Here is a 16,338-nt window from a genome sequence, read left to right on the forward strand (position 1 = left end):
CGGTACTGCCCGCGGCGGGCGAGTCCGGGCGCTAACTGGATTACACGTACACAGGGTTTGGTCCTCGATTGACCGATGCTGGTGATTGGACTATGGTTCGATTCCATAGATCGGCGTTGAGGCGGCCAGAGCGGTGAGGTTACACCCGTACCCATCCCGAACACGGAAGTTAAGCTCACCTGCGTATTGGGTAGTACTGGAGTGCGCGAGCCTCTGGGAACACCGATTCGCCGCCTCGCTATTCATAATCGGAGAGTCGGAGGGATGCTGGCGGATTCCACCGACTCGTTCATTCGGTATTCGTTTGCCCGGAGAGCCACAGCGCTCTCTATAGCCCTCTCGCAAGCGACTACGTAGCGATGAGGTCGCGCTCGACGGCCGTCAACGGCCGGGTACTCGGCTCGTGCATGAAGGGACGTGCCGCTGTCTCACGGACCTCTCGCTGTCCTCCTCGGTCGACATTTCGAGCGAGACGTACCGTGGGGGTGTCGACGCCGATTCGACTATCGTGACGATTCGTCGCTGTTTACCCGTTACCCGTTGTAGTAGGCGGTCTCCACGGTCGCCCCATCGACCTCGGCGGCGGCCGCGCAGACGGTGTGCTCGAAGTCGGCATCGTACACTTCGCGAGCGGCGGTGTCTGCGGTGTCGGCGGCCAGCGGGTACGGTTCGGGGTCGTCTTTCTCGTACGTTGCGACGAGCGTCGGCTCGGTCACGCGCTCGACGTGGAGCGCGTCGGATCGGACGGTCCCGATGTAGGCCTCGTCATCGTCGACGACGCCGGCAATCCGGGGCGTGTCGTAGTCGTCCTTCTCGTAGTCGAGCGCGAACAGCGCGGTGACGAGGGCGTCGCGGGGGGGATAGCCGAGATCGAGTTTCTCCGCGATGGGATCGACGTGTGATCCGTTGCCGACGACCGCGAGGCCGTCGGTGTCTCCGGCGGCCCGGACGCAGTTGTAGGCGATGTACGGATTGTCCGTCTCGGGAGCGTCCGGCGTTGGACTGACGGTGAGTGCGTCTTCGCGGGCGGTGACGTGGCGGTTCGGGAACGACCGGGAAGAGACACGGTACGCCCCGAGCCCGGGGCCGACGACGACGAAGCGTCCGACGTACATACACGAGAACGTGTGTAGATCACGGGCAAATAGATGGCGATGTGGGCATGTCCGGGCGACCGACCCGCGAGTAGGGCGCCACGTAGGGGATGTGACCGCGGCGCTCGTCGGTACGCTCCGCAAGACTCATGTTCGTCGACCGGTTACCATCGAATGCGACGTAAGAAGCGTAGTTCCATGGGGTAGCGGCCAATCCTGAAGCCTTCTGGGGGCTTCGACCCAGGTTCGAATCCTGGTGGAACTATACTCCGTTCTCGCCGTTTACCGTCGGATTCGGTACCTCTCTCGCTCTCGTCTGACGTGCGTCAGCCAGACGCGGGCGCCGTTTCGGGTGGAGACCGACAGACGAGGACTCGACTCCGTGCGAGCCTACGGTGATTCCTCGCGCTCCTCTTGGTCCATCGCGTCGAGTTCGCGCTCGGGGTTGTATTCGCTTTCGTCCCCGTGCTCGCCGCCGGCTCTGCCGGTCAGCTCGCCCAGTACCGCCTCGCGTGCGTCCTGTGGGGTGTCGTACTCGTCCGGCGCGAGTCGGTCGAAGACGTCGCCCAGCGTCTCCGTCTCGTTCGGGAGCTCGTTCACGCGATCACCGTACGCCGCCTTCATCTCGCTGGTGTTCGTCGGATACTCCAGGCCGTCGATGGTGTCCTCGAGGATGCTCTCGACGTGCTCGGCGCGCTCGTGCGTGCGTTCGGACGCGTGTTCGTTCGGATCAGCCATATCTGGGACTATCGACGCGACCCGGAAGAACGTAGTGGCCCCGATGGCACCCGCGCGTTCCACGCTCGGGTGGCCTACTTCTCGACGTCGAGGAGTGCGACCCGCTCCCGGACGAGATCACCCAGCGACGCGTCCGTCGCCGCGAGCTCGCTCTCCTCGATTTCGAAGAACTCCCGGATCAGCTCCTCATCGCGTGCGTCGAACCCGCCACCCGGCCCGAGGCGTTCGGCGACGGCGTTTGCGCTCGCCGCTTCCGCCCCCTCGGGATCACCGATACCGGGATCGGCGGCGACGAGCGCGACCGTGGGCGTCTCGCCCGCCTCGACGCCCATCGTCAGCGCGCGGCGGATCTGTCGGCGACCGGCCGCGTATAACAGCACCTCGACGGCGCGCTCGCGCGCGACGTTCTCCCCGCGTTCGAACGCTCGGTCCGCGTGGGCGAGCGCGCTCGCCAGGTGGTCGCGTCCGGCGACGTATCGGGCGTCGAACGCCTGTACCGTACAGTCGTTCGCGTCGCCGATCTCCCCGAGCGCCTCGACGAACGCTTCGACGTCCTCCACGTCGGCGACGCCTTCAACGAGTCTCACTCGAAATCACCGAGACTGGCCTGCCCGTCGCCCTCCTCCGCGTCGACTCCGCTCCGTCCGCTCGCCTCGCCGTCCGCGTCCGGGGCGGCTGCTGGGTCCGCCGCCACGTCGTCCATCTCGGGGTTCGGGTGACCGGCGGCGGCGAGGACGGACTCGGCGGTCTTGCGCCGCCCGCGGAGCGCGCCGAGGACGGTCGCTTTGTCGGCGTTCCGGAGGTCGCTGCGGTCTTCGACGCCCGCGCGGTAGAGTCGGCGAGCGCGTTTACGCCCGACGCCGCGTACCCCGGCGAGATCGAGCAGTTCCTCGCGAACGCCGTAGTCGACGCGCTTGCGGGCGTCCCGGACTGCGCGGACGCAGTCGAGGTCGAGTTCGCCTGCGAGACGCTCGGCCGCGCCGAGCAGCCACTCCGCGGTTTCGGTCTTTCCGCGGATGTCGCCCGGCCCGACGCCGTAGCGCTCGGCGATGCGGTCCTCGTCGAGCTCCTCCGTCCAGTCCTCCATGAGCGTCGCCGTCTTCAGCGCGGCGAGCCAGTCCTCGAACTCCCCCTCGGAGAACTCGGAGGGCGTCGAGCCGGGGATCTCGTCCGCTCGCTCGTAGAGGATCTCGGTGTACGTCTCCCGATCGCCCGATCGGAGGTAGAGCTCGTACATGTCGGGGGTCCGAGAGACGAGGTGGTAAAAGCCGAGCGGCGTCGTGTCCGCGTCGGCCTCCCTGAGTCCGTGGATCATCTCCGCGGCGCTCATCGGGTCGACGTAGAGCCGCGAGACGAGATGGCCGGTCTCGCTCGCGCGGATGCCGTCGTCGTCGCGCTCGACGAACCCGTTCGCGTCGAGGTACGCGAGCACGTCGTCGGTCACCGACGCGAGCCGCCCGGCTTCGTCCGTCTGTTCGGCGTAGAGCGTTCCGTCGAGGAACTCCAGCAGCTCGGATCGCGTCGTGGCGAAACCGGTTGCGATGGTCGCCAGGACGTGCGTCCGGAGCGCGGGTTCGGCGGCGAGCTTCGAGCGGACGGGCTCGGGGTCGGCGTAGATGTACTTATCGAACAGCCCTTCGAGCCCGTCGTGGTCGTCCGTCACGAGTACCGCCTCGCCGTACGGGTCGAGACCGGGGCGGCCCGCACGTCCGAACATCTGGTGGACTTCGAGGACGTCGAGGGGTTGCATTCCGCCGGCATCGCCGTCGTAGCGCTGCCAGTCGCGGACGACGACGCGGCGGGCGGGCGTGTTGACGCCGGCCGCGAGCGTCGGCGTCGCGCAGACGGTGCGCACGAGTCGGTCGCGGAAGGCGCCCTCGACGAGCTCGCGGTGCTCCTTCGCCAGTCCCGCGTGGTGGAAGGCCGCACCGCGCTCGACGGCGCTCGCCAGCGTCTCCGAGGTCTCGGTGTCGCTGACCGCGCGGATCTCTTCGGCGACCGACGCGAGCTCGACACGCTGGTCGTCGGTGAGCTCCTTCTCGACGACGGCCGCGAGGCGTTTGGCCGCGCCTTCAGCGTTTCGGCGGGAGTTGACGAAGACGAGCGTCGAGCCGTCGTCGTGGAGCGTGTCGCGGACGATCGCGGCCGTCTGACTCTCGCCGCGCTCGACGGGAAGCTCCTTCGTGGTGCCGTCGTCGAGGTGGAGGGCCTGCCCGTAGTGGACGCCGGTGCGGAGTTCGATGGGCCGCCAGTCAGAGTCGACGAGTTCGGCGTCGAGCCACGCCGCGAGCTCGTCGGCGTTCCCGACGGTCGCGGAGAGCGCGACCGTCTGGAGGTCCTCGACGCGCGCACGGAGCTTCGCCAGCGTCACCTCGAGGGTGGGGCCGCGGTGTGCGTCGTCGACGAGGTGAACTTCGTCCGCGACGACACAGCCGAGTCGATCGACCCACGCCGCCCCGTTGCGCACGAGCGAATCGACCTTCTCGGAGGTGGCGACGATCACGTCGTTGTTCGCCAGGCGCTCGCCGTCGCTCTCGTAGTTGCCGGTGGAGACGCCGACGGAGAGACCGAAGCGCTCGAAGCGCTCGAACGCGCTCGCCTTCTCGCCGGCGAGCGCGCGCAGCGGAACGATGTAGAGGGCCTTCTCGCCGCGCTCGACCGCCGCGAGCATCGCCAGCTCCGCGATCAACGTCTTTCCGCTCGCCGTCGGCACGCTCGCCACGAGGCTCTCGCCCTCGGTGACGCCGCGTTCGACCGCCTCGGCCTGCGGGGGGTAGAGCGCCTCGATCCCCTCGCCTTCGAGGTGCTCCGGGACGCCGTCGGGGAGCCCGGTCAGCTCCGTCACTCTCATTGCCCGAGGTAGGCTCCCGCTCGGGTTTAAACTGTCGTCGCCGCCGTCGCGCCCCCGAACGTTTTCCCGGCCCGCCCCCGAGACGGCGCGTATGGTCTCCCCGAACTCCCCGCTGGGTCCGATCCGGGACGCCTTCGAGCGCGAGTACGACGACGCGGTCGTCTACGCCGACCGCGAGAGCGAGGACGTCCTCCACGAGGGGCCGGTCCGGATCGGGGCGAACGGCTGGGTCGAACTTCCCTCCGGCAGACTGATCTCCCCGAGCGCGGTCCACCACGTCGACGAGCGCCCCTGACCACCAGCGCTAAACGCGCGCCGTCCCACCCCACGCGTATGCGCATCGAGTTCGACCGGGACGCCTGTATCGGGATGTTCCAGTGCGTCGTGGAGTGGGAGGCGGGCTTCGAAGAGGACCGCGACACCGGGAAGGCCGTCCTCGTCGACGGCGAGAACGTGGAGGGCGGCGTCTACGCCCGCGACGTGCCCGAGGACGCCGAACTCGACGCGAAGTTCGCGGCCCGCGCTTGCCCGGTCGACGCGATCAGCGTGTACGACGACGACGGCGAGCAGATCGTCTGAGCCCGCACAACGCTTTTGATCCCGGCCCGCGTCCCCCCACTCGTCACGATACCATGTGTCACGCTTGGGAGGAGGTCCTCGACTGGCCGGTGGCGGACGAGCGTGAGGGCACGACCGAATCGGGCGACGTGAACGGCGGAGCGAGGGACGCGTCGTGCCGTCCCGAGCGCTCCGCTTAGACGAGGTCCGCGTACTGGTCGGAGAGCTTCTCCGCGGCCTCGCCGAGCTGGTCGCGCTCGTACTCGGTGAGGTCCCACTCGACGATCTCCTCGACCCCGTCGGCGCCGAGCTTGACGGGGACGCCGAGCGCGGTGTCGCTGTGGCCGAACTCGCCGTCGAGGACCACGCTCGCGGGCAGCACCTCACCGGTGTCGCGCACGATGGCCTCGACGGTGTGGGCGACGCCGGTCGCGGGCCCCCACTGCGTCGCGCCCTTGCGCTCGATGACGTCCATCGCGGAGCGCTGGAGCTCGTCGAGGATCGCCTCCTTCCGGTCGTCGCTGAAGTGCGGGTCGCGGCCGTCGACTCGAACCTTCGAGAAGACGGGGACCTGCGCGTCGCCGTGCTCGCCGAGGATGGTCGCCTCGACGTTCCGCACGGGCGTCTCGAAGCGTTCACTGAGGACGTAGCGGAAGCGCGCGGAGTCGAGGCGCCCGCCGAAGCCGATCACCTTCGAGCGATCGCGCTCGCCCGTCTCGTAGAGGTGGCGGTTGAGCAGGTCGACCGGGTTCGAGGTGGTGACGGTGACGAAGTCGTCGTTGTACTCGGCGAGCGAGTCGCCGATGTCGGCCATGATCGGCGCGTTGTCGCCCGCGAGGTCGAGCCGCGACTGGCCGGGCTCGCGCGGGATGCCCGCGGTGATGACGACGACGTCGGAGCCCGCGGTGTCCGCGTAGTCGCCCTGCGTCACCACCGTGTTCGAGTCGTACGCGATCCCGTGGTTCGCGTCCGCTGCCTGTCCGATCGTCACGTCTTCCTGATCGGGGATGTCGACGAACACGAGTTCGTCCACGACGTCCCGAAGCGCGAGGCTGTAGCCCGCCGCCGCGCCGACCGTCCCCGCCGCACCGACGATGCTCACTTTCGTCATGACAGGTATATCGGATGCGGAGGAGTCCGTTAAGCGTACCGCCACCGGTCGTCGAGGTCGGCACCAACTCTTTTCGGCGCGCACGCCCTCCCTGTGGGTATGAGCGACCGCGACGATCCCGAGGGGTTCGATCGGGAGGCCCAGAAGCGCGAACTCCGCGAGAAGTACGCCCGCGACGCGGAGGACCGCGAGCGAACCGGCCGGATGAGCGAGCTGCTCTTGCAGGGCGCGACGATGACGAACAAGCACTGCGATCGCTGCGGGAACCCGCTCTTTCGCCACGAGGGCCGGGAGTTCTGTCCGACCTGTCAGGCCGAGGGCGAACCAGACGCGGGCGCGACGGACGCGGGAGCGAACACCGACGCGGGGGCGTCGCCGACGGCCGCACACGCTGACGAGACTTCCACCGACGCGGACGCGACAGCCGCCGCGAGCGACGAGGATGCGGCGACCGCGACCGACGACGGCGCGTCGCGGCCGTCGACCGGACCCCCCACGGCGTCCGTGACGAACGCCGCCGACGTCGAGGCCGAGGCCCCGGAAACCCACACGCACGACGTCCGCGCGGAACCCGCCGAGAACGGCGCGACGACCGGCCCTGCCGCGTCGGATCGCGCGCGGGACGACGGCATCGCCCACGGGACCGGTCCGTCGGGGGACGCGTCCGGCGACGTCCCGGCGGCCCGCGCGGCGCTCTCGCGGAGCGTGGCACGCCTCGCGGAGCGCGCCGCGGCGGCCGACGATCCGCGGAGCGCCCGCGAACTCGCCGAGGCCGCACGCGAGGCCGCCGAGGCGCTCGACGCGCTCCGCTGAAAGTTTAACACGCCGGCCGGCGACGTGACGGTGTGAAGATTCTCGTCCCAGTCGATGGCTCCGACTGTAGCTTCCGCGCCCTCGCGTTCGCCGCGGAGATGGCGACCAACTTCGACGCGACGCTCCACGTCGTCCACATCACGGACTCGCGCGACGAGGCGACGGAGGAGACCATCCGCCGGGCTCGCGACGTCTTAGACGCCCACGGAGTCGAGGACGACCCGGACGTCAGAACGGACATCGGCCTCGACTTCCGGCCGTCGAACCGTATCGGCGAGGACATCCTCTCGCTCGTGGCGGACGAGGGGTACGACCACGTCGTGATGGGACACCACGGCGCGGGGACGGTCGAGCGCGCCCTCCTCGGGAGCGCGACGGAGACGGTGATGGACGCCGAGCGCGTCCCCGTGACCGTCGTTCCTTAAGCTGGGATCGATCGCCTCACCGTCAGGGCCGATAGTCGCCCGCGACGACCTCGCGGACGCGTTCGGCCGTCACTTCGCCGACGCCGTCGGCCTCCATCAGCGTCTCCTCGTCCGCGGTCATGACGGCCTCGACGCTCCCGAAGTGCGAGAGGAGCGCACGCGCGGTCACGGGGCCGACGTCCGTGATGGACGAGACGACGTACTCCCGTTGTTCCGTGAGCGTCTTCGCGCCCTTCTCGCCGTGGACGGACACCTCCCGATCGCGGGTGAGCTGTTCGCGTCCCGCGAGCACGTCGAGCATGTCCGCGGTGTCGTCCTCGTCCTCGGTCCGGAGGACGCTGAGCCCGTAGTCGACGGCGAGCGACGCGAGCGCCCCGCGGATCGCGTTCGGGTGGACGTTCCGCGCGCCGTAGAGGTCGCCCCCTTCGAGGATGAAAACGGGGCGGTCGTAGTGGCGCGCGAGGTCGCGGGCCTGCTCGAAGAGGTCGCGGTCCCCGCCGAGCAGGGTATCGAGGAAGTCCGCGACGCTCTTGCGTTCGAGCGCGACCCGATCGGAGACGACGTAGTCGCCGACCGCGAGCGTCTCAAGGCGCGTCTCGACGTGCTCGCGCTTCGAGAGGTCGCGCGCGATCGTCGACTCCAGTTCGCGCTGGTCGACGACGACTTCGACGTGGTCGTCCTCGGCCGGCGGGTCGGCGCGAGCGACGGTCCCCTCTGCTTCGCTGGCCTCGTCGGCATCGGCGTCCGCCCCGTCGGCTGTCCCCGCTTCGCTCGCGTCGCCTCCCGCGTCGCTCCCGCCGCCCTCCTTGCCCGCGTCGTCCGTCTCCCCCCCGCCGTCGTCGAAGTCCGTGAGCCCCGCTTGCCCGTCCGCGGCACTCCGGACGCCGGCCGCGTCGCCGCCGTCCGCTCCGCCGGGCGCGACGCTCGCGGGCGCGTCGCCGTCCGCGTACTCCGCGAGCGTCTCCTGCCCGCCGAACTCGTCCGCGAAGTCGTCCGCGAGCGACTGGAGGCTCCGAAGCTCCTCTTCCATCTCCTCCTCGCGACGGCGCGAGATCCAGAAGAACGCCTCGTCGCGGGTGTCCTCCGCCATCAGCACGACGACGCGCCCCTCGGCCTGTCGGCCCGTTCGGCCCTTCCGCTGGACGGAGCGGATCGCGGTCGGGACGGGTTCGAAGAAGCAGACGAGATCGACCTCCGGGACGTCGAGGCCCTCCTCGGCGACGCTCGTCGAGACGAGCACCTCGAACTTCCCGGACTTGAACGCGTCCAAGACCTCCCCCTGTTCCGTTTGCGTCATGCCGTCGGACCCCTCCTTGTCGCCCTGCCCGACGAAGCGTCTGGCGTCGAAGTGGTTCCCGAGGAACTCGGTGAGCGCTTCGGCGGTGTCGCGCGACTCCGTGAAGACGATGACGCGCTCGCCCCCCTCGATGCCGAGCGTCTCGGCGAGGAGCATCCGGACGCGCCGGAACTTCGGGTGGAGCCCGTCGAACGCCTCGGCGCGTCGCATCGCCTCCTTGACGCGCGGTTCGCTCACGAGGCGCTGGGAGGCCTTCGACGCCCCGGAGGAACGCGCGGCGTTCTTCTGTCGCTCGAAGTACCGCCGCACGGATTCGACGCTCTGCGTCTCGACGAGCTCGACGGCGCGCCGGAGCTTCATCACCTCCGCGTGGAGGCTCATCCCCTCGTACCCCTCCGACTGGTCGTTGTCGATGAGCTCGCGGAGCTTCCCCCGCATCCGGTTGAGGTCCTTCTGAGACATGTCGGGCTGCGTCGAGCGCGTCACGCCGAGCTCCTTGAGCGCCTCCAGTCGCTCGGTGATGACGTCGTTCAGCGAGTCCCGGATCTCGAGGACCGCATCGGGGAGCTCGATTCGCTCCCACTCGACGTCCGTGTCGTGGGTGTAGTCGGCGACGTCCGCGTCGTCCTCCGTCATCACGGCGACCTCGCTGACGCCGAGGTTCGCGCAGACGGAGAGGATCTCCTCCTCGTCGCCGCCGGGCGAGGCGCTCATTCCGGTGACGAGCGGATCGGCGGCGTCCGCGTGGTAGCGCTCGGCGATGTAGACGTACGCGTAGTCGCCGCTCGCGCGGTGGCACTCGTCGAAGGTGACGTGGACGACGTCGCGGAGGTCGATCTGCCCCCCGACGAGGTCGTTCTCCACGACCTGCGGCGTGGCGATGACGACGCGCGCGGACCCCCAGAGCTCCGCCCGGTCGTCCGGGCGGACGTCGCCCGTGAAGACGACGATCTCGTCGTCGGGGATCTGGAGGGCCTCCCGGTAGAAGGCGGCGTGCTGCTCGACGAGCGGTTTCGTCGGCGCGAGCAGGAGGCTCTTCGCGCCGACGTCGTCGCGGAGGCGTTCGGCGGTGACGCGGAGGCTCACCGTCGTCTTCCCGAGGCCGGTCGGGAGGCAGACGAGGGTGTGATCGCCGACGGCGGTCTCGACGAGCTCGCTCTGATAGCGGCGGTCCTCGAGGAACCCCTCGGCGAGCAGCGGATGCTCGACGTACGACTGCTCCGGGTCCGCGTCGGTGGCCGCCATTGTCGTCGGTAGTTGGTCGCTCGCTCGGTTAAGCGTTTCCGCGCGCTCAGTCCCCACCAGCGCTTCCGGCCGTCTCGGGTTCGATGTAGACCTTCCGGACGCTCGGGTTCTGCTCGACGAGCGCGTCCTCGATCGCGGTGATGCGCTCGTCCACCTCGCGGGTATCGAGGCCCTCGTCGAACGCGATGTCGGCGGCGACGAGCACGCGATCCGGCCCGAAGTAGACGGTGCGGAAGTCCACGATGCCGGTGACGCCCTCCCAGCCCGCGACCGTCCCGCGCAGTTCGTCCTCCTCGTTCTTCTGGAGGGACTCCCCGAGCAGGAGGCGCTTGTTCTCCCACGCGAGCGCGAGCGCGAACCCCATCAGCAGGAGGCCGATGCAGAGCGCCGCGAGGCCGTCCCAGAGCGGGTTCCCGGTGTAGTCGGTGAGGAAGACGCCGAGGAACGCGAGGACGATGCCGCTGACCGCGACGGTGTCCTCGGTGAACGCGGTGAGCGTCGTGATGTTGCTCGTCTTCTTGAACGCCTCGACGAAGCTCGTCCAGCCGTGCTCGTCCATGTCGATCCGCATCCCGCGGTAGGCGGTGACGAGCGCGTAGGTCTCGAAACAGAACGCGCCGACGAGCACGACGTAGTTCACGTAGACCGCGCGGAAGCTCGCGCCCACCACCTCGACTTGCCCGTGGAGCGCGCTCGCGTGGCCGTGGACGATCGCCTCGTAGCCGTGCGTGAGCGACATCCAGCCCGCGATGCCGAAGAGGAGGACGCTCACGAGGAAGCTGTAGAAGAACTGCGCTTTCCCGTATCCGAAGGGGTGGGTGCGGTCGGCCTCCCGACCGCTGTACCGGAGGCCGATGAGCAAGAAGACCTGATTCCCCGTATCGGAGATGGAGTGATACGTCTCCGAGAGCATCGCTGGGCTCCCGGTCAGCAGAAAGCCGAGGAACTTCATGATCGCGATGGCGCCGTTCGCGACGCCCGCCGCGATCACGACTCGCTTCGAACTCGCCATTGACGGAACGAGGAGCGGCCGCCACCTAAAAGCACCCGCCGCGTCGCCGCACCTTTCTCTCCCCCGCTCGAACGATCCGGCATGTTCGCCGTCCTCAGCGACACGCACAGCCGGACCGGTCACGAGCTCGCGGGCGCGGCCCGCGACGCCGTCGACGGCGCGGACGCCGTGCTCCACGCGGGCGACTTCACGACCGCGGCGGCCCTCGACGCCTTCTACGACGCCGCCGACCGCCTTCACGCCGTCCACGGCAACAGGGACGTCGACGCCGTCCGCGAACGCCTCCCCGAGGCGCGGACCGTCGACCTCGCGGGCGTCCGCGTCGCGCTCACCCACCGCCGGCGCGGCGGGCCGACCGCCCTCGCCATGTTCGGGCGCGAGCGCGGCGCCGACCTCGTCGTCTCCGGGCACACGCACCGCCCGACCGTCACCGAGACCGAGCACTGCACGGTACTGAATCCAGGAAGCCACGCGGACCCACGGGGAAACCCCGCGTCGCACGCGGTGCTCACGCCCGACGCGGGCGGCCTCGCGGGCGAGATCCGCGACCGCGAGGGGAGCGTTCTCGACTCGTTCCGGGTGGAGGGCCGAAACTAGCGGGCGGACGCGACGCCCGTCGCGCCCGTACCACCCCTTTCGAGGGCACCCGGCAAGGGCCTCCCCCAGGCTCAAACGCGTCTTTCACTCATCGCTCCCCCGGCGGCGAAACCGCTTTGTCGCCCGCGACGTACACCACGCGTATGCTCGGTCTCCCCGGCGACCCGGTGTTCTACGCCCTCCTCGTGCTCGTCCTCGGGTTCTTCTTCTTCTGCTACCTCCTCCTCCGCCGGACGCTCCTGAGCTTCCGCGAGGGCCAGCGCGAGCGCTAGACGACCGCCGCGATCCGCGTCAGCGCCGCCTCGACGTCCGCGCGTTCGATCCCGAGGTGCGTGCAAAAGCGCACGGTCTCCGCGTCCATCGCGCCCCCGAGCACGCCGACGTCGGCGCACCGCTCGACGAACGTCTCAGCGTCGACGGCGGCCGCGGTCGTGTCCACGAGCACGATGTTCGTCTCCGGCGTCGCCGCTCGCAGGCCGCCGAGATCGTCGAGACCGGCCGCGAGGCGCGTCGCGTTCGCGTGGTCGTCCGCGAGGCGCTCGACGTTCTCCGTCAGCGCGATCCGGGCGGGCGCGGCGATCAGCCCCGCTTGGCGCATCCCGCCACCGAGGAGCTTGCGGACGCCGCGCGCCCGCTCGACGAACGCCTCGCTCCCGGCGAGCACCGTGCCGATCGGCGCGCCCAGTCCCTTCGAGAGACAGAGGCTCACCGAGTCGACGTGCGTCGTGAACGCGGCGAGCGGTTCGTCGGCGGCGACGGCCGCGTTGGCGAGGCGTGCACCGTCGAGGTGGACGGGCACGCCGCGCTCGTGCGCCGCCTCCGCGGCGGCCTCGATCGCGTCGGGGGCGGCGACCAGCCCGCCCTTCGCGTTGTGGGTGTTCTCCAGGCAGAGCAGGCCCGTCCCGGGGCGGTGGAGGTCGTCCGCGACGAACGCGTCGGCGACCTGCGCGGCGCTCGGGACGGCGCCGTCGCCCGCGTCGATCGGGCGCGTCTGGAGGCCGCCGTGTTGGGCGAACCCGGCGTTCTCGTAGCGCACGACGTGGCTCTCGGCCTCCACGATGGCCTCCTGACCGCGCTCGGTGTGGACGCGCGCGGCCGTCTGATTCGCCATCGTTCCCGAAGGGACGTAGAGCGCCGCGTCCGTTCCGAGGCGCTCTGCGGCCGTCGCTTCGAGGTCGTTCACGCTCGGATCCTCGCCGTACACGTTGTCGCCGACCGGGGCGTCGGCCGCCGCCGCGCGCATCCGGTCGCTCGGCATCGTCACGGTATCGCTGCGGAGGTCGATCCGCTCTCCCTCGGTCTCGCGCTCGCTCATACGTCCCCTCGTCGCTCGCCGCCCAAAACACCGCCCCCTCCGCAAGCGGTTTGGGTCGCCTCGCCGTGGCATCGATATGGACCCGCGCGTTCGGAGACACGCCGAGATCGTCGTCGAGCACTCCACGGACATCGAAGCGGGCGACCGCGTCGTCGTCACCGCCCCGCCCGCCGCCGAGGACTTCGCCGTCGCCGTCTACGAACTGCTCGCGGAGCGCGGCGCACACCCCGTGTCGCTCTCGAACGGACGTTTCGGGACTCCGCGCGCCGAGCGCGCCTATCTCCGCAACGTCGATCAGGACGACCTCGACGAACCCGACCACCTCACTGCGCTCTACGAGCGCACCGACGCCGCGATCCGCGTGCGCGGCGACGAGAACGTCACCGAGATGCGCGACGTGGAGGGCGACGCGCAGGCGGCCTACCAGCGCGCCTACGCCCCCGCTCGCTCGGAACTCCTCGATACGCGCTGGTGTCTCACGCAGTATCCGACGCCGGCGAACGCCCAGCTCGCCGATATGAGCACCGAGGCCTACGAGGACTTCGTCTGGAACGCCGTCGACAAGGACTGGGAGGCCCAGCGTGCACACCAACAGCAGATGGTCGAGATCCTCGATCCCGCCGACGAGGTGCGTATCGTCTCCGGCGACGAGACGGATCTCACGATGAGCGTCACGGGGATGAAGACGCTGAACGACCACGGCGAACACAACCTCCCCGGCGGCGAGGTGTTCACCGCGCCCGTCCCGGACAGCGTCGAGGGCGAAGTCCGCTTCGACCTCCCGCTCTACCACCAGAGCCACGAGATCGAGAACGCCCACTTGACGTTCGAGGACGGGCGGGTGGTCGAGTACGACGCCGATCGGAACGCCGAGGTCCTCGGCGACGTCCTCGACACCGACGAGGGCGCGCGCTACCTCGGCGAACTCGGGATCGGGATGAACCGCGACATCGACCGGTTCACCTACAACATGCTCTTCGACGAGAAGATGGGCGACACCGTCCACCTCGCCGTCGGAATGGCGTACGACGAGTGCGTCCCCGAGGGCCGCGAACCGAACGAGTCCGCCGTCCACGTCGACATGATCGTCGACATGAGCGAGGACTCGCGGATCGAGGTCGACGGCGACGTCGTCCAGCGGAACGGGACGTTCCGGTTCGAGAACGGGTTCGAGGACTAGGGTGATTCCGGAGGAATCGCCGACTCCCGAGCGCTGATCGGTGGGAGGCGCGAGGAATAACGCGACACCCGAGCGACGCGAGGGCGTCGCGATCCACTGCTCGGGGAGCGATAGCGATCCGTGAGGACACGGCACCGCCGCTCAACGGTTAACGTCCCGCAGAAGCCCTTCGTATCTACTGTTTGTGACGGGAAGTACTTAAACGAGGGCGCGATAGAACCCGGTGACGCCTAGTTATTTGAAGCCGCGTCGCCCCCGTGCGGGTATGCCGGAACTCGACATCGGGGCGTCGCAGGCCGAGTACATCGAGGAGCTGCGCGAGGCGCTCGCAGACGAGTACCTCGACGGCTACGGGGCGATGCGGCCGCGCGACGCGCTCCAATACCTCATCGACCGCCACGAGGCGACCCGGCCGGCGGACGCCCTCGTCCCGGACGCGAACGGCGATGCGGACGCGGGCGAACCCGATGGGTCGAGCGGGGAGCCGGCCGCCGCGGGATCGGACACGGTCGATACGTCGGCCGGGAGCACGACCGTCGAGACGGTGCGCCGCGACGCCGACGCGACGAGCGACGACGCGGATTCGACGACCCGCACCGATCCGTCGCCCTCGCCGTCCGGCTCGGAGAGCCCTCTGCGACAGATGATGGAGCTCTTGGAGGAGCACGACGACGCGTGGGAGGAAGTCGATTCGAGCGACGGGAAATACCGGGTGACGCTGCCGGACGGGTCGACGGCGCACGCGCGGACCCGCGACGACGTGCGCGCGCTCCTGTTCAAACACTACCGCTGAGATGGCCGACACCCGCGAGGAGGGGTCGACGTGTCCGCGCTGTGGCGGTGACCTCGAGACGTTCGTCTTCGAAGGGAAACGCGCCGTCGTCTGCGAGGACTGCGGATACGCGGACGTCCCGGCCGATCACTCGCCGCCCGAACGCGCTGACGAGGAGTCGTGGGCGTCGATCCTGCGGCGCTATCGTCGCGGTGGCAGTGGCGATACGACCGATAGCGACGGCGCGGACGACGGGACGGCGTAACTCGTTACTCTTCGGGGGTCGCTTCGGCCTCTTCGGACTCGCGTTCGCCCTCCTCGGAGCGGGCGGCGACGAGCGCGCCGCGAGCGACGCTGTAGAGGGGTTCGCGGGCGCGCCGAACGCCGCTGACGGAGAAGGGGATGTCGGCCTCGCGGAGGCGCTCGCGGAAGAGCCCCTCGAAGCCGTCGGGGCTCGCGGTGCCACCGGTGACGACGACGGGCACGTCGAGGCCCTCCTCGACGTCCTCCTCGTCGACTTCCTCGACGACGTTCTCGACGACGTAGTCGAGGAGGTTCTCGTAGTAGATGCCGAGCGCGCCCTCGATGCCGCCGACGTCGCTCGTGAAGTCGAGGCGGAAGTCGTCCTCCTTCGTCGTCGTGACCTTATCGACGGGCGTCCCGGTGGCGCGCGCGGCCTGCTCGTCGATCCAGTCGCCCCCGCGGGCGATGGAGAAGCGCATGACCGGCACCGCGTAGTAGGAGAGACAGACGTTCGTCATCCCCGCGCCGAAGCTGATACCGAGACCGGTGAAGTCGTTGTCGGCGAGCTCGCTGTAGATGACGGCCATCCCCTCGTTGATCGGTTCGGGGTCGTACCCCATGTCCGAGAGGATGGATTCGAGGGTCTTCTGGTGGTAGAGCGTGGAGAGATCGGAGTCGATGGGGTCGGCGGGCGTCGAGAAGAAGAGGCGCTCGCCGGGGTGTTGGGGCTCGTCGACGACCTGCTGGAGGATGAGCTTGATCATCGGGATGGCGGACTTCTCGTCGGAGGAGAGGATGCCCGCCTTCATCGGCCGTCGCGTCTCGCGGTTGAAGATGTTCGCGAAGTTCAGGGCGTCGTCGCCGACGACGTACACCTTATCCCCCTTCTTGATGTGGAGGACGTCGCTGCGCGAGAGCATCTGATCGGCCATGTCGCTGTAGTCGAGTTCGACGAACGAGTTGCGCTGTTGGACGAACACCGTCTCCGCGCCCTCCTGTCGCGCGGAGATGAGGTTCATCGTACCGACGTCGAGGCCTTTCGCCATGGTTGTTGGTCGAAATCGCCGATCTTAAAGCTATGGCTCGC

Annotated in this window: 18 protein-coding genes, 1 tRNA gene and 1 rRNA gene; 11 read left to right on the forward strand and 9 right to left on the reverse strand. The window is 69.3% G+C overall.

The features are described from left to right. The first annotated feature begins 117 nt into the window (after nucleotides 1-117). Nucleotides 118-239 (forward strand): 5S ribosomal RNA (gene rrf, locus IEX91_RS00005). A gap of 294 nt (nucleotides 240-533) precedes the next feature. Here the strand turns inward: rrf and IEX91_RS00010 are convergent. After that, entirely contained in the window at nucleotides 534-1,115 is a 582-nt protein-coding gene (locus tag IEX91_RS00010; protein WP_188876250.1) for an IMP cyclohydrolase, read from the reverse strand. Between the two features lie 171 nt (nucleotides 1,116-1,286). Here IEX91_RS00010 and IEX91_RS00015 point away from each other — a divergent pair. Then, nucleotides 1,287-1,359: transfer RNA gene (locus IEX91_RS00015), tRNA-Gln, on the forward strand. Nucleotides 1,360-1,484: 125 nt separating this feature from the next. Here IEX91_RS00015 and IEX91_RS00020 read toward each other — a convergent pair. The 3 genes from IEX91_RS00020 to IEX91_RS00030 all read right to left on the reverse strand — a co-directional run bounded on the left by IEX91_RS00020 (nucleotide 1,485) and on the right by IEX91_RS00030 (nucleotide 4,683). Beyond that, nucleotides 1,485-1,832, reverse strand: coding sequence for a DUF5789 family protein (locus IEX91_RS00020; protein WP_188876251.1), 348 nt, complete (start codon nucleotides 1,830-1,832; stop codon nucleotides 1,485-1,487). 74 nt (nucleotides 1,833-1,906) lie between these two features. Continuing rightward, complete coding sequence (gene cgi121 / locus IEX91_RS00025) at nucleotides 1,907-2,419, reverse strand: KEOPS complex subunit Cgi121 (protein WP_188876252.1); 513 nt, start codon at nucleotides 2,417-2,419, stop codon at nucleotides 1,907-1,909. Next, nucleotides 2,416-4,683, reverse strand: a complete 2,268-nt coding sequence (locus IEX91_RS00030) for an ATP-dependent DNA helicase (protein WP_188876253.1) — start codon at nucleotides 4,681-4,683, stop codon at nucleotides 2,416-2,418. The genes cgi121 and IEX91_RS00030 overlap by 4 nt, the downstream gene beginning before the upstream one ends. Before the next feature lie 91 nt (nucleotides 4,684-4,774). Here IEX91_RS00030 and IEX91_RS00035 point away from each other — a divergent pair, with 91 nt between their 5' ends. Together IEX91_RS00035 and IEX91_RS00040 are read left to right on the forward strand one after the other, a co-directional pair. Beyond that, the gene (locus IEX91_RS00035) at nucleotides 4,775-4,978 is read left to right on the forward strand and encodes a hypothetical protein (RefSeq protein ID WP_188876254.1); all 204 of its coding nucleotides are present in this window, start codon (nucleotides 4,775-4,777) and stop codon (nucleotides 4,976-4,978) included. Between the two features lie 38 nt (nucleotides 4,979-5,016). Beyond that, nucleotides 5,017-5,262, forward strand: a complete 246-nt coding sequence (locus tag IEX91_RS00040) for a ferredoxin (protein ID WP_188876255.1) — start codon at nucleotides 5,017-5,019, stop codon at nucleotides 5,260-5,262. 175 nt (nucleotides 5,263-5,437) lie between these two features. Here IEX91_RS00040 and mdh read toward each other — a convergent pair whose 3' ends face one another. Continuing rightward, nucleotides 5,438-6,352: a malate dehydrogenase gene (mdh, locus tag IEX91_RS00045; RefSeq protein WP_188876256.1), complete on the reverse strand. Its 915-nt coding sequence runs from the start codon at nucleotides 6,350-6,352 to the stop codon at nucleotides 5,438-5,440. Nucleotides 6,353-6,451: 99 nt separating this feature from the next. On the opposite strand from mdh, the gene IEX91_RS16670 reads away from it, so the two are divergent. Beyond that, complete coding sequence (locus IEX91_RS16670; protein ID WP_188876257.1) at nucleotides 6,452-7,165, forward strand: Sjogren's syndrome/scleroderma autoantigen 1 family protein; 714 nt, start codon at nucleotides 6,452-6,454, stop codon at nucleotides 7,163-7,165. Between the two features lie 32 nt (nucleotides 7,166-7,197). Continuing rightward, nucleotides 7,198-7,590 (forward strand): universal stress protein, encoded by a 393-nt coding sequence (locus IEX91_RS00055; RefSeq protein WP_188876258.1) that lies wholly within the window; start codon nucleotides 7,198-7,200, stop codon nucleotides 7,588-7,590. A gap of 22 nt (nucleotides 7,591-7,612) precedes the next feature. On the opposite strand, the gene IEX91_RS00060 is transcribed toward IEX91_RS00055, so the two are convergent. Then, complete coding sequence (locus IEX91_RS00060) at nucleotides 7,613-10,132, reverse strand: DEAD/DEAH box helicase (RefSeq protein ID WP_188876259.1); 2,520 nt, start codon at nucleotides 10,130-10,132, stop codon at nucleotides 7,613-7,615. Between the two features lie 46 nt (nucleotides 10,133-10,178). Next, nucleotides 10,179-11,144 (reverse strand): cation diffusion facilitator family transporter, encoded by a 966-nt coding sequence (locus IEX91_RS00065; protein ID WP_188876260.1) that lies wholly within the window; start codon nucleotides 11,142-11,144, stop codon nucleotides 10,179-10,181. An 81-nt stretch (nucleotides 11,145-11,225) separates the two neighbouring features. Here IEX91_RS00065 and IEX91_RS00070 point away from each other — a divergent pair, with 81 nt between their 5' ends. Together IEX91_RS00070 and IEX91_RS16435 are read left to right on the forward strand one after the other, a co-directional pair. Continuing rightward, on the forward strand, nucleotides 11,226-11,741 hold the full coding sequence (locus tag IEX91_RS00070; protein WP_188876261.1) for a metallophosphoesterase: 516 nt from the start codon (nucleotides 11,226-11,228) through the stop codon (nucleotides 11,739-11,741). A gap of 143 nt (nucleotides 11,742-11,884) precedes the next feature. Then, nucleotides 11,885-12,013 carry a DUF7859 family protein gene (locus IEX91_RS16435; RefSeq protein WP_268238644.1) on the forward strand — a complete coding sequence of 43 codons (129 nt, stop codon included), beginning with the start codon at nucleotides 11,885-11,887 and terminating at the stop codon, nucleotides 12,011-12,013. Here the strand turns inward: IEX91_RS16435 and IEX91_RS00075 are convergent. Further along, a complete protein-coding gene (locus IEX91_RS00075; protein ID WP_188876262.1) occupies nucleotides 12,010-13,056 on the reverse strand; it encodes a threonine aldolase family protein in 1,047 nt (348 codons plus the stop codon). The two genes, IEX91_RS16435 and IEX91_RS00075, sit on opposite strands and share 4 nt — an antisense overlap. Before the next feature lie 76 nt (nucleotides 13,057-13,132). Between IEX91_RS00075 and IEX91_RS00080 the strand changes: the two genes are divergently transcribed. The 3 genes from IEX91_RS00080 (at nucleotide 13,133) to IEX91_RS00090 (ending at nucleotide 15,273) form a co-directional block, all read left to right on the forward strand. After that, the gene (locus IEX91_RS00080; RefSeq protein ID WP_188876263.1) at nucleotides 13,133-14,236 is read left to right on the forward strand and encodes an aminopeptidase; all 1,104 of its coding nucleotides are present in this window, start codon (nucleotides 13,133-13,135) and stop codon (nucleotides 14,234-14,236) included. Nucleotides 14,237-14,501: 265 nt separating this feature from the next. Further along, a complete protein-coding gene (locus IEX91_RS00085; protein WP_188876264.1) occupies nucleotides 14,502-15,029 on the forward strand; it encodes a hypothetical protein in 528 nt (175 codons plus the stop codon). A gap of 1 nt (nucleotide 15,030) precedes the next feature. Further along, complete coding sequence (locus IEX91_RS00090) at nucleotides 15,031-15,273, forward strand: hypothetical protein (protein ID WP_188876265.1); 243 nt, start codon at nucleotides 15,031-15,033, stop codon at nucleotides 15,271-15,273. A gap of 4 nt (nucleotides 15,274-15,277) precedes the next feature. On the opposite strand, the gene IEX91_RS00095 is transcribed toward IEX91_RS00090, so the two are convergent. After that, entirely contained in the window at nucleotides 15,278-16,297 is a 1,020-nt protein-coding gene (locus IEX91_RS00095; protein ID WP_188876266.1) for a disk-shape morphogenesis protein volactin, read from the reverse strand. Between the last annotated feature and the right edge of the window lie 41 nt (nucleotides 16,298-16,338).

The sequence above is a fragment of the Halarchaeum nitratireducens genome, from assembly GCF_014647155.1.
Lineage (GTDB): Archaea > Halobacteriota > Halobacteria > Halobacteriales > Halobacteriaceae > Halarchaeum > Halarchaeum nitratireducens.

Coding starts and splice junctions, on each gene's coding strand:
- IEX91_RS00060 (WP_188876259.1), bottom strand. CDS start 10,132: ATGGCGGCCACCGACGCGGACCCGGAGCAGTCGTACGTCGAGCATCCG.
- IEX91_RS16435 (WP_268238644.1), top strand. CDS start 11,885: ATGCTCGGTCTCCCCGGCGACCCGGTGTTCTACGCCCTCCTCGTGCTC.
- IEX91_RS00020 (WP_188876251.1), bottom strand. CDS start 1,832: ATGGCTGATCCGAACGAACACGCGTCCGAACGCACGCACGAGCGCGCC.
- IEX91_RS00095 (WP_188876266.1), bottom strand. CDS start 16,297: ATGGCGAAAGGCCTCGACGTCGGTACGATGAACCTCATCTCCGCGCGA.
- IEX91_RS00010 (WP_188876250.1), bottom strand. CDS start 1,115: ATGTACGTCGGACGCTTCGTCGTCGTCGGCCCCGGGCTCGGGGCGTAC.
- mdh (WP_188876256.1), bottom strand. CDS start 6,352: ATGACGAAAGTGAGCATCGTCGGTGCGGCGGGGACGGTCGGCGCGGCG.
- IEX91_RS00035 (WP_188876254.1), top strand. CDS start 4,775: ATGGTCTCCCCGAACTCCCCGCTGGGTCCGATCCGGGACGCCTTCGAG.
- IEX91_RS00090 (WP_188876265.1), top strand. CDS start 15,031: ATGGCCGACACCCGCGAGGAGGGGTCGACGTGTCCGCGCTGTGGCGGT.
- IEX91_RS00085 (WP_188876264.1), top strand. CDS start 14,502: ATGCCGGAACTCGACATCGGGGCGTCGCAGGCCGAGTACATCGAGGAG.
- IEX91_RS00040 (WP_188876255.1), top strand. CDS start 5,017: ATGCGCATCGAGTTCGACCGGGACGCCTGTATCGGGATGTTCCAGTGC.
- IEX91_RS00075 (WP_188876262.1), bottom strand. CDS start 13,056: ATGAGCGAGCGCGAGACCGAGGGAGAGCGGATCGACCTCCGCAGCGAT.
- IEX91_RS00080 (WP_188876263.1), top strand. CDS start 13,133: ATGGACCCGCGCGTTCGGAGACACGCCGAGATCGTCGTCGAGCACTCC.
- IEX91_RS16670 (WP_188876257.1), top strand. CDS start 6,452: ATGAGCGACCGCGACGATCCCGAGGGGTTCGATCGGGAGGCCCAGAAG.
- IEX91_RS00070 (WP_188876261.1), top strand. CDS start 11,226: ATGTTCGCCGTCCTCAGCGACACGCACAGCCGGACCGGTCACGAGCTC.
- IEX91_RS00030 (WP_188876253.1), bottom strand. CDS start 4,683: ATGAGAGTGACGGAGCTGACCGGGCTCCCCGACGGCGTCCCGGAGCAC.
- IEX91_RS00065 (WP_188876260.1), bottom strand. CDS start 11,144: ATGGCGAGTTCGAAGCGAGTCGTGATCGCGGCGGGCGTCGCGAACGGC.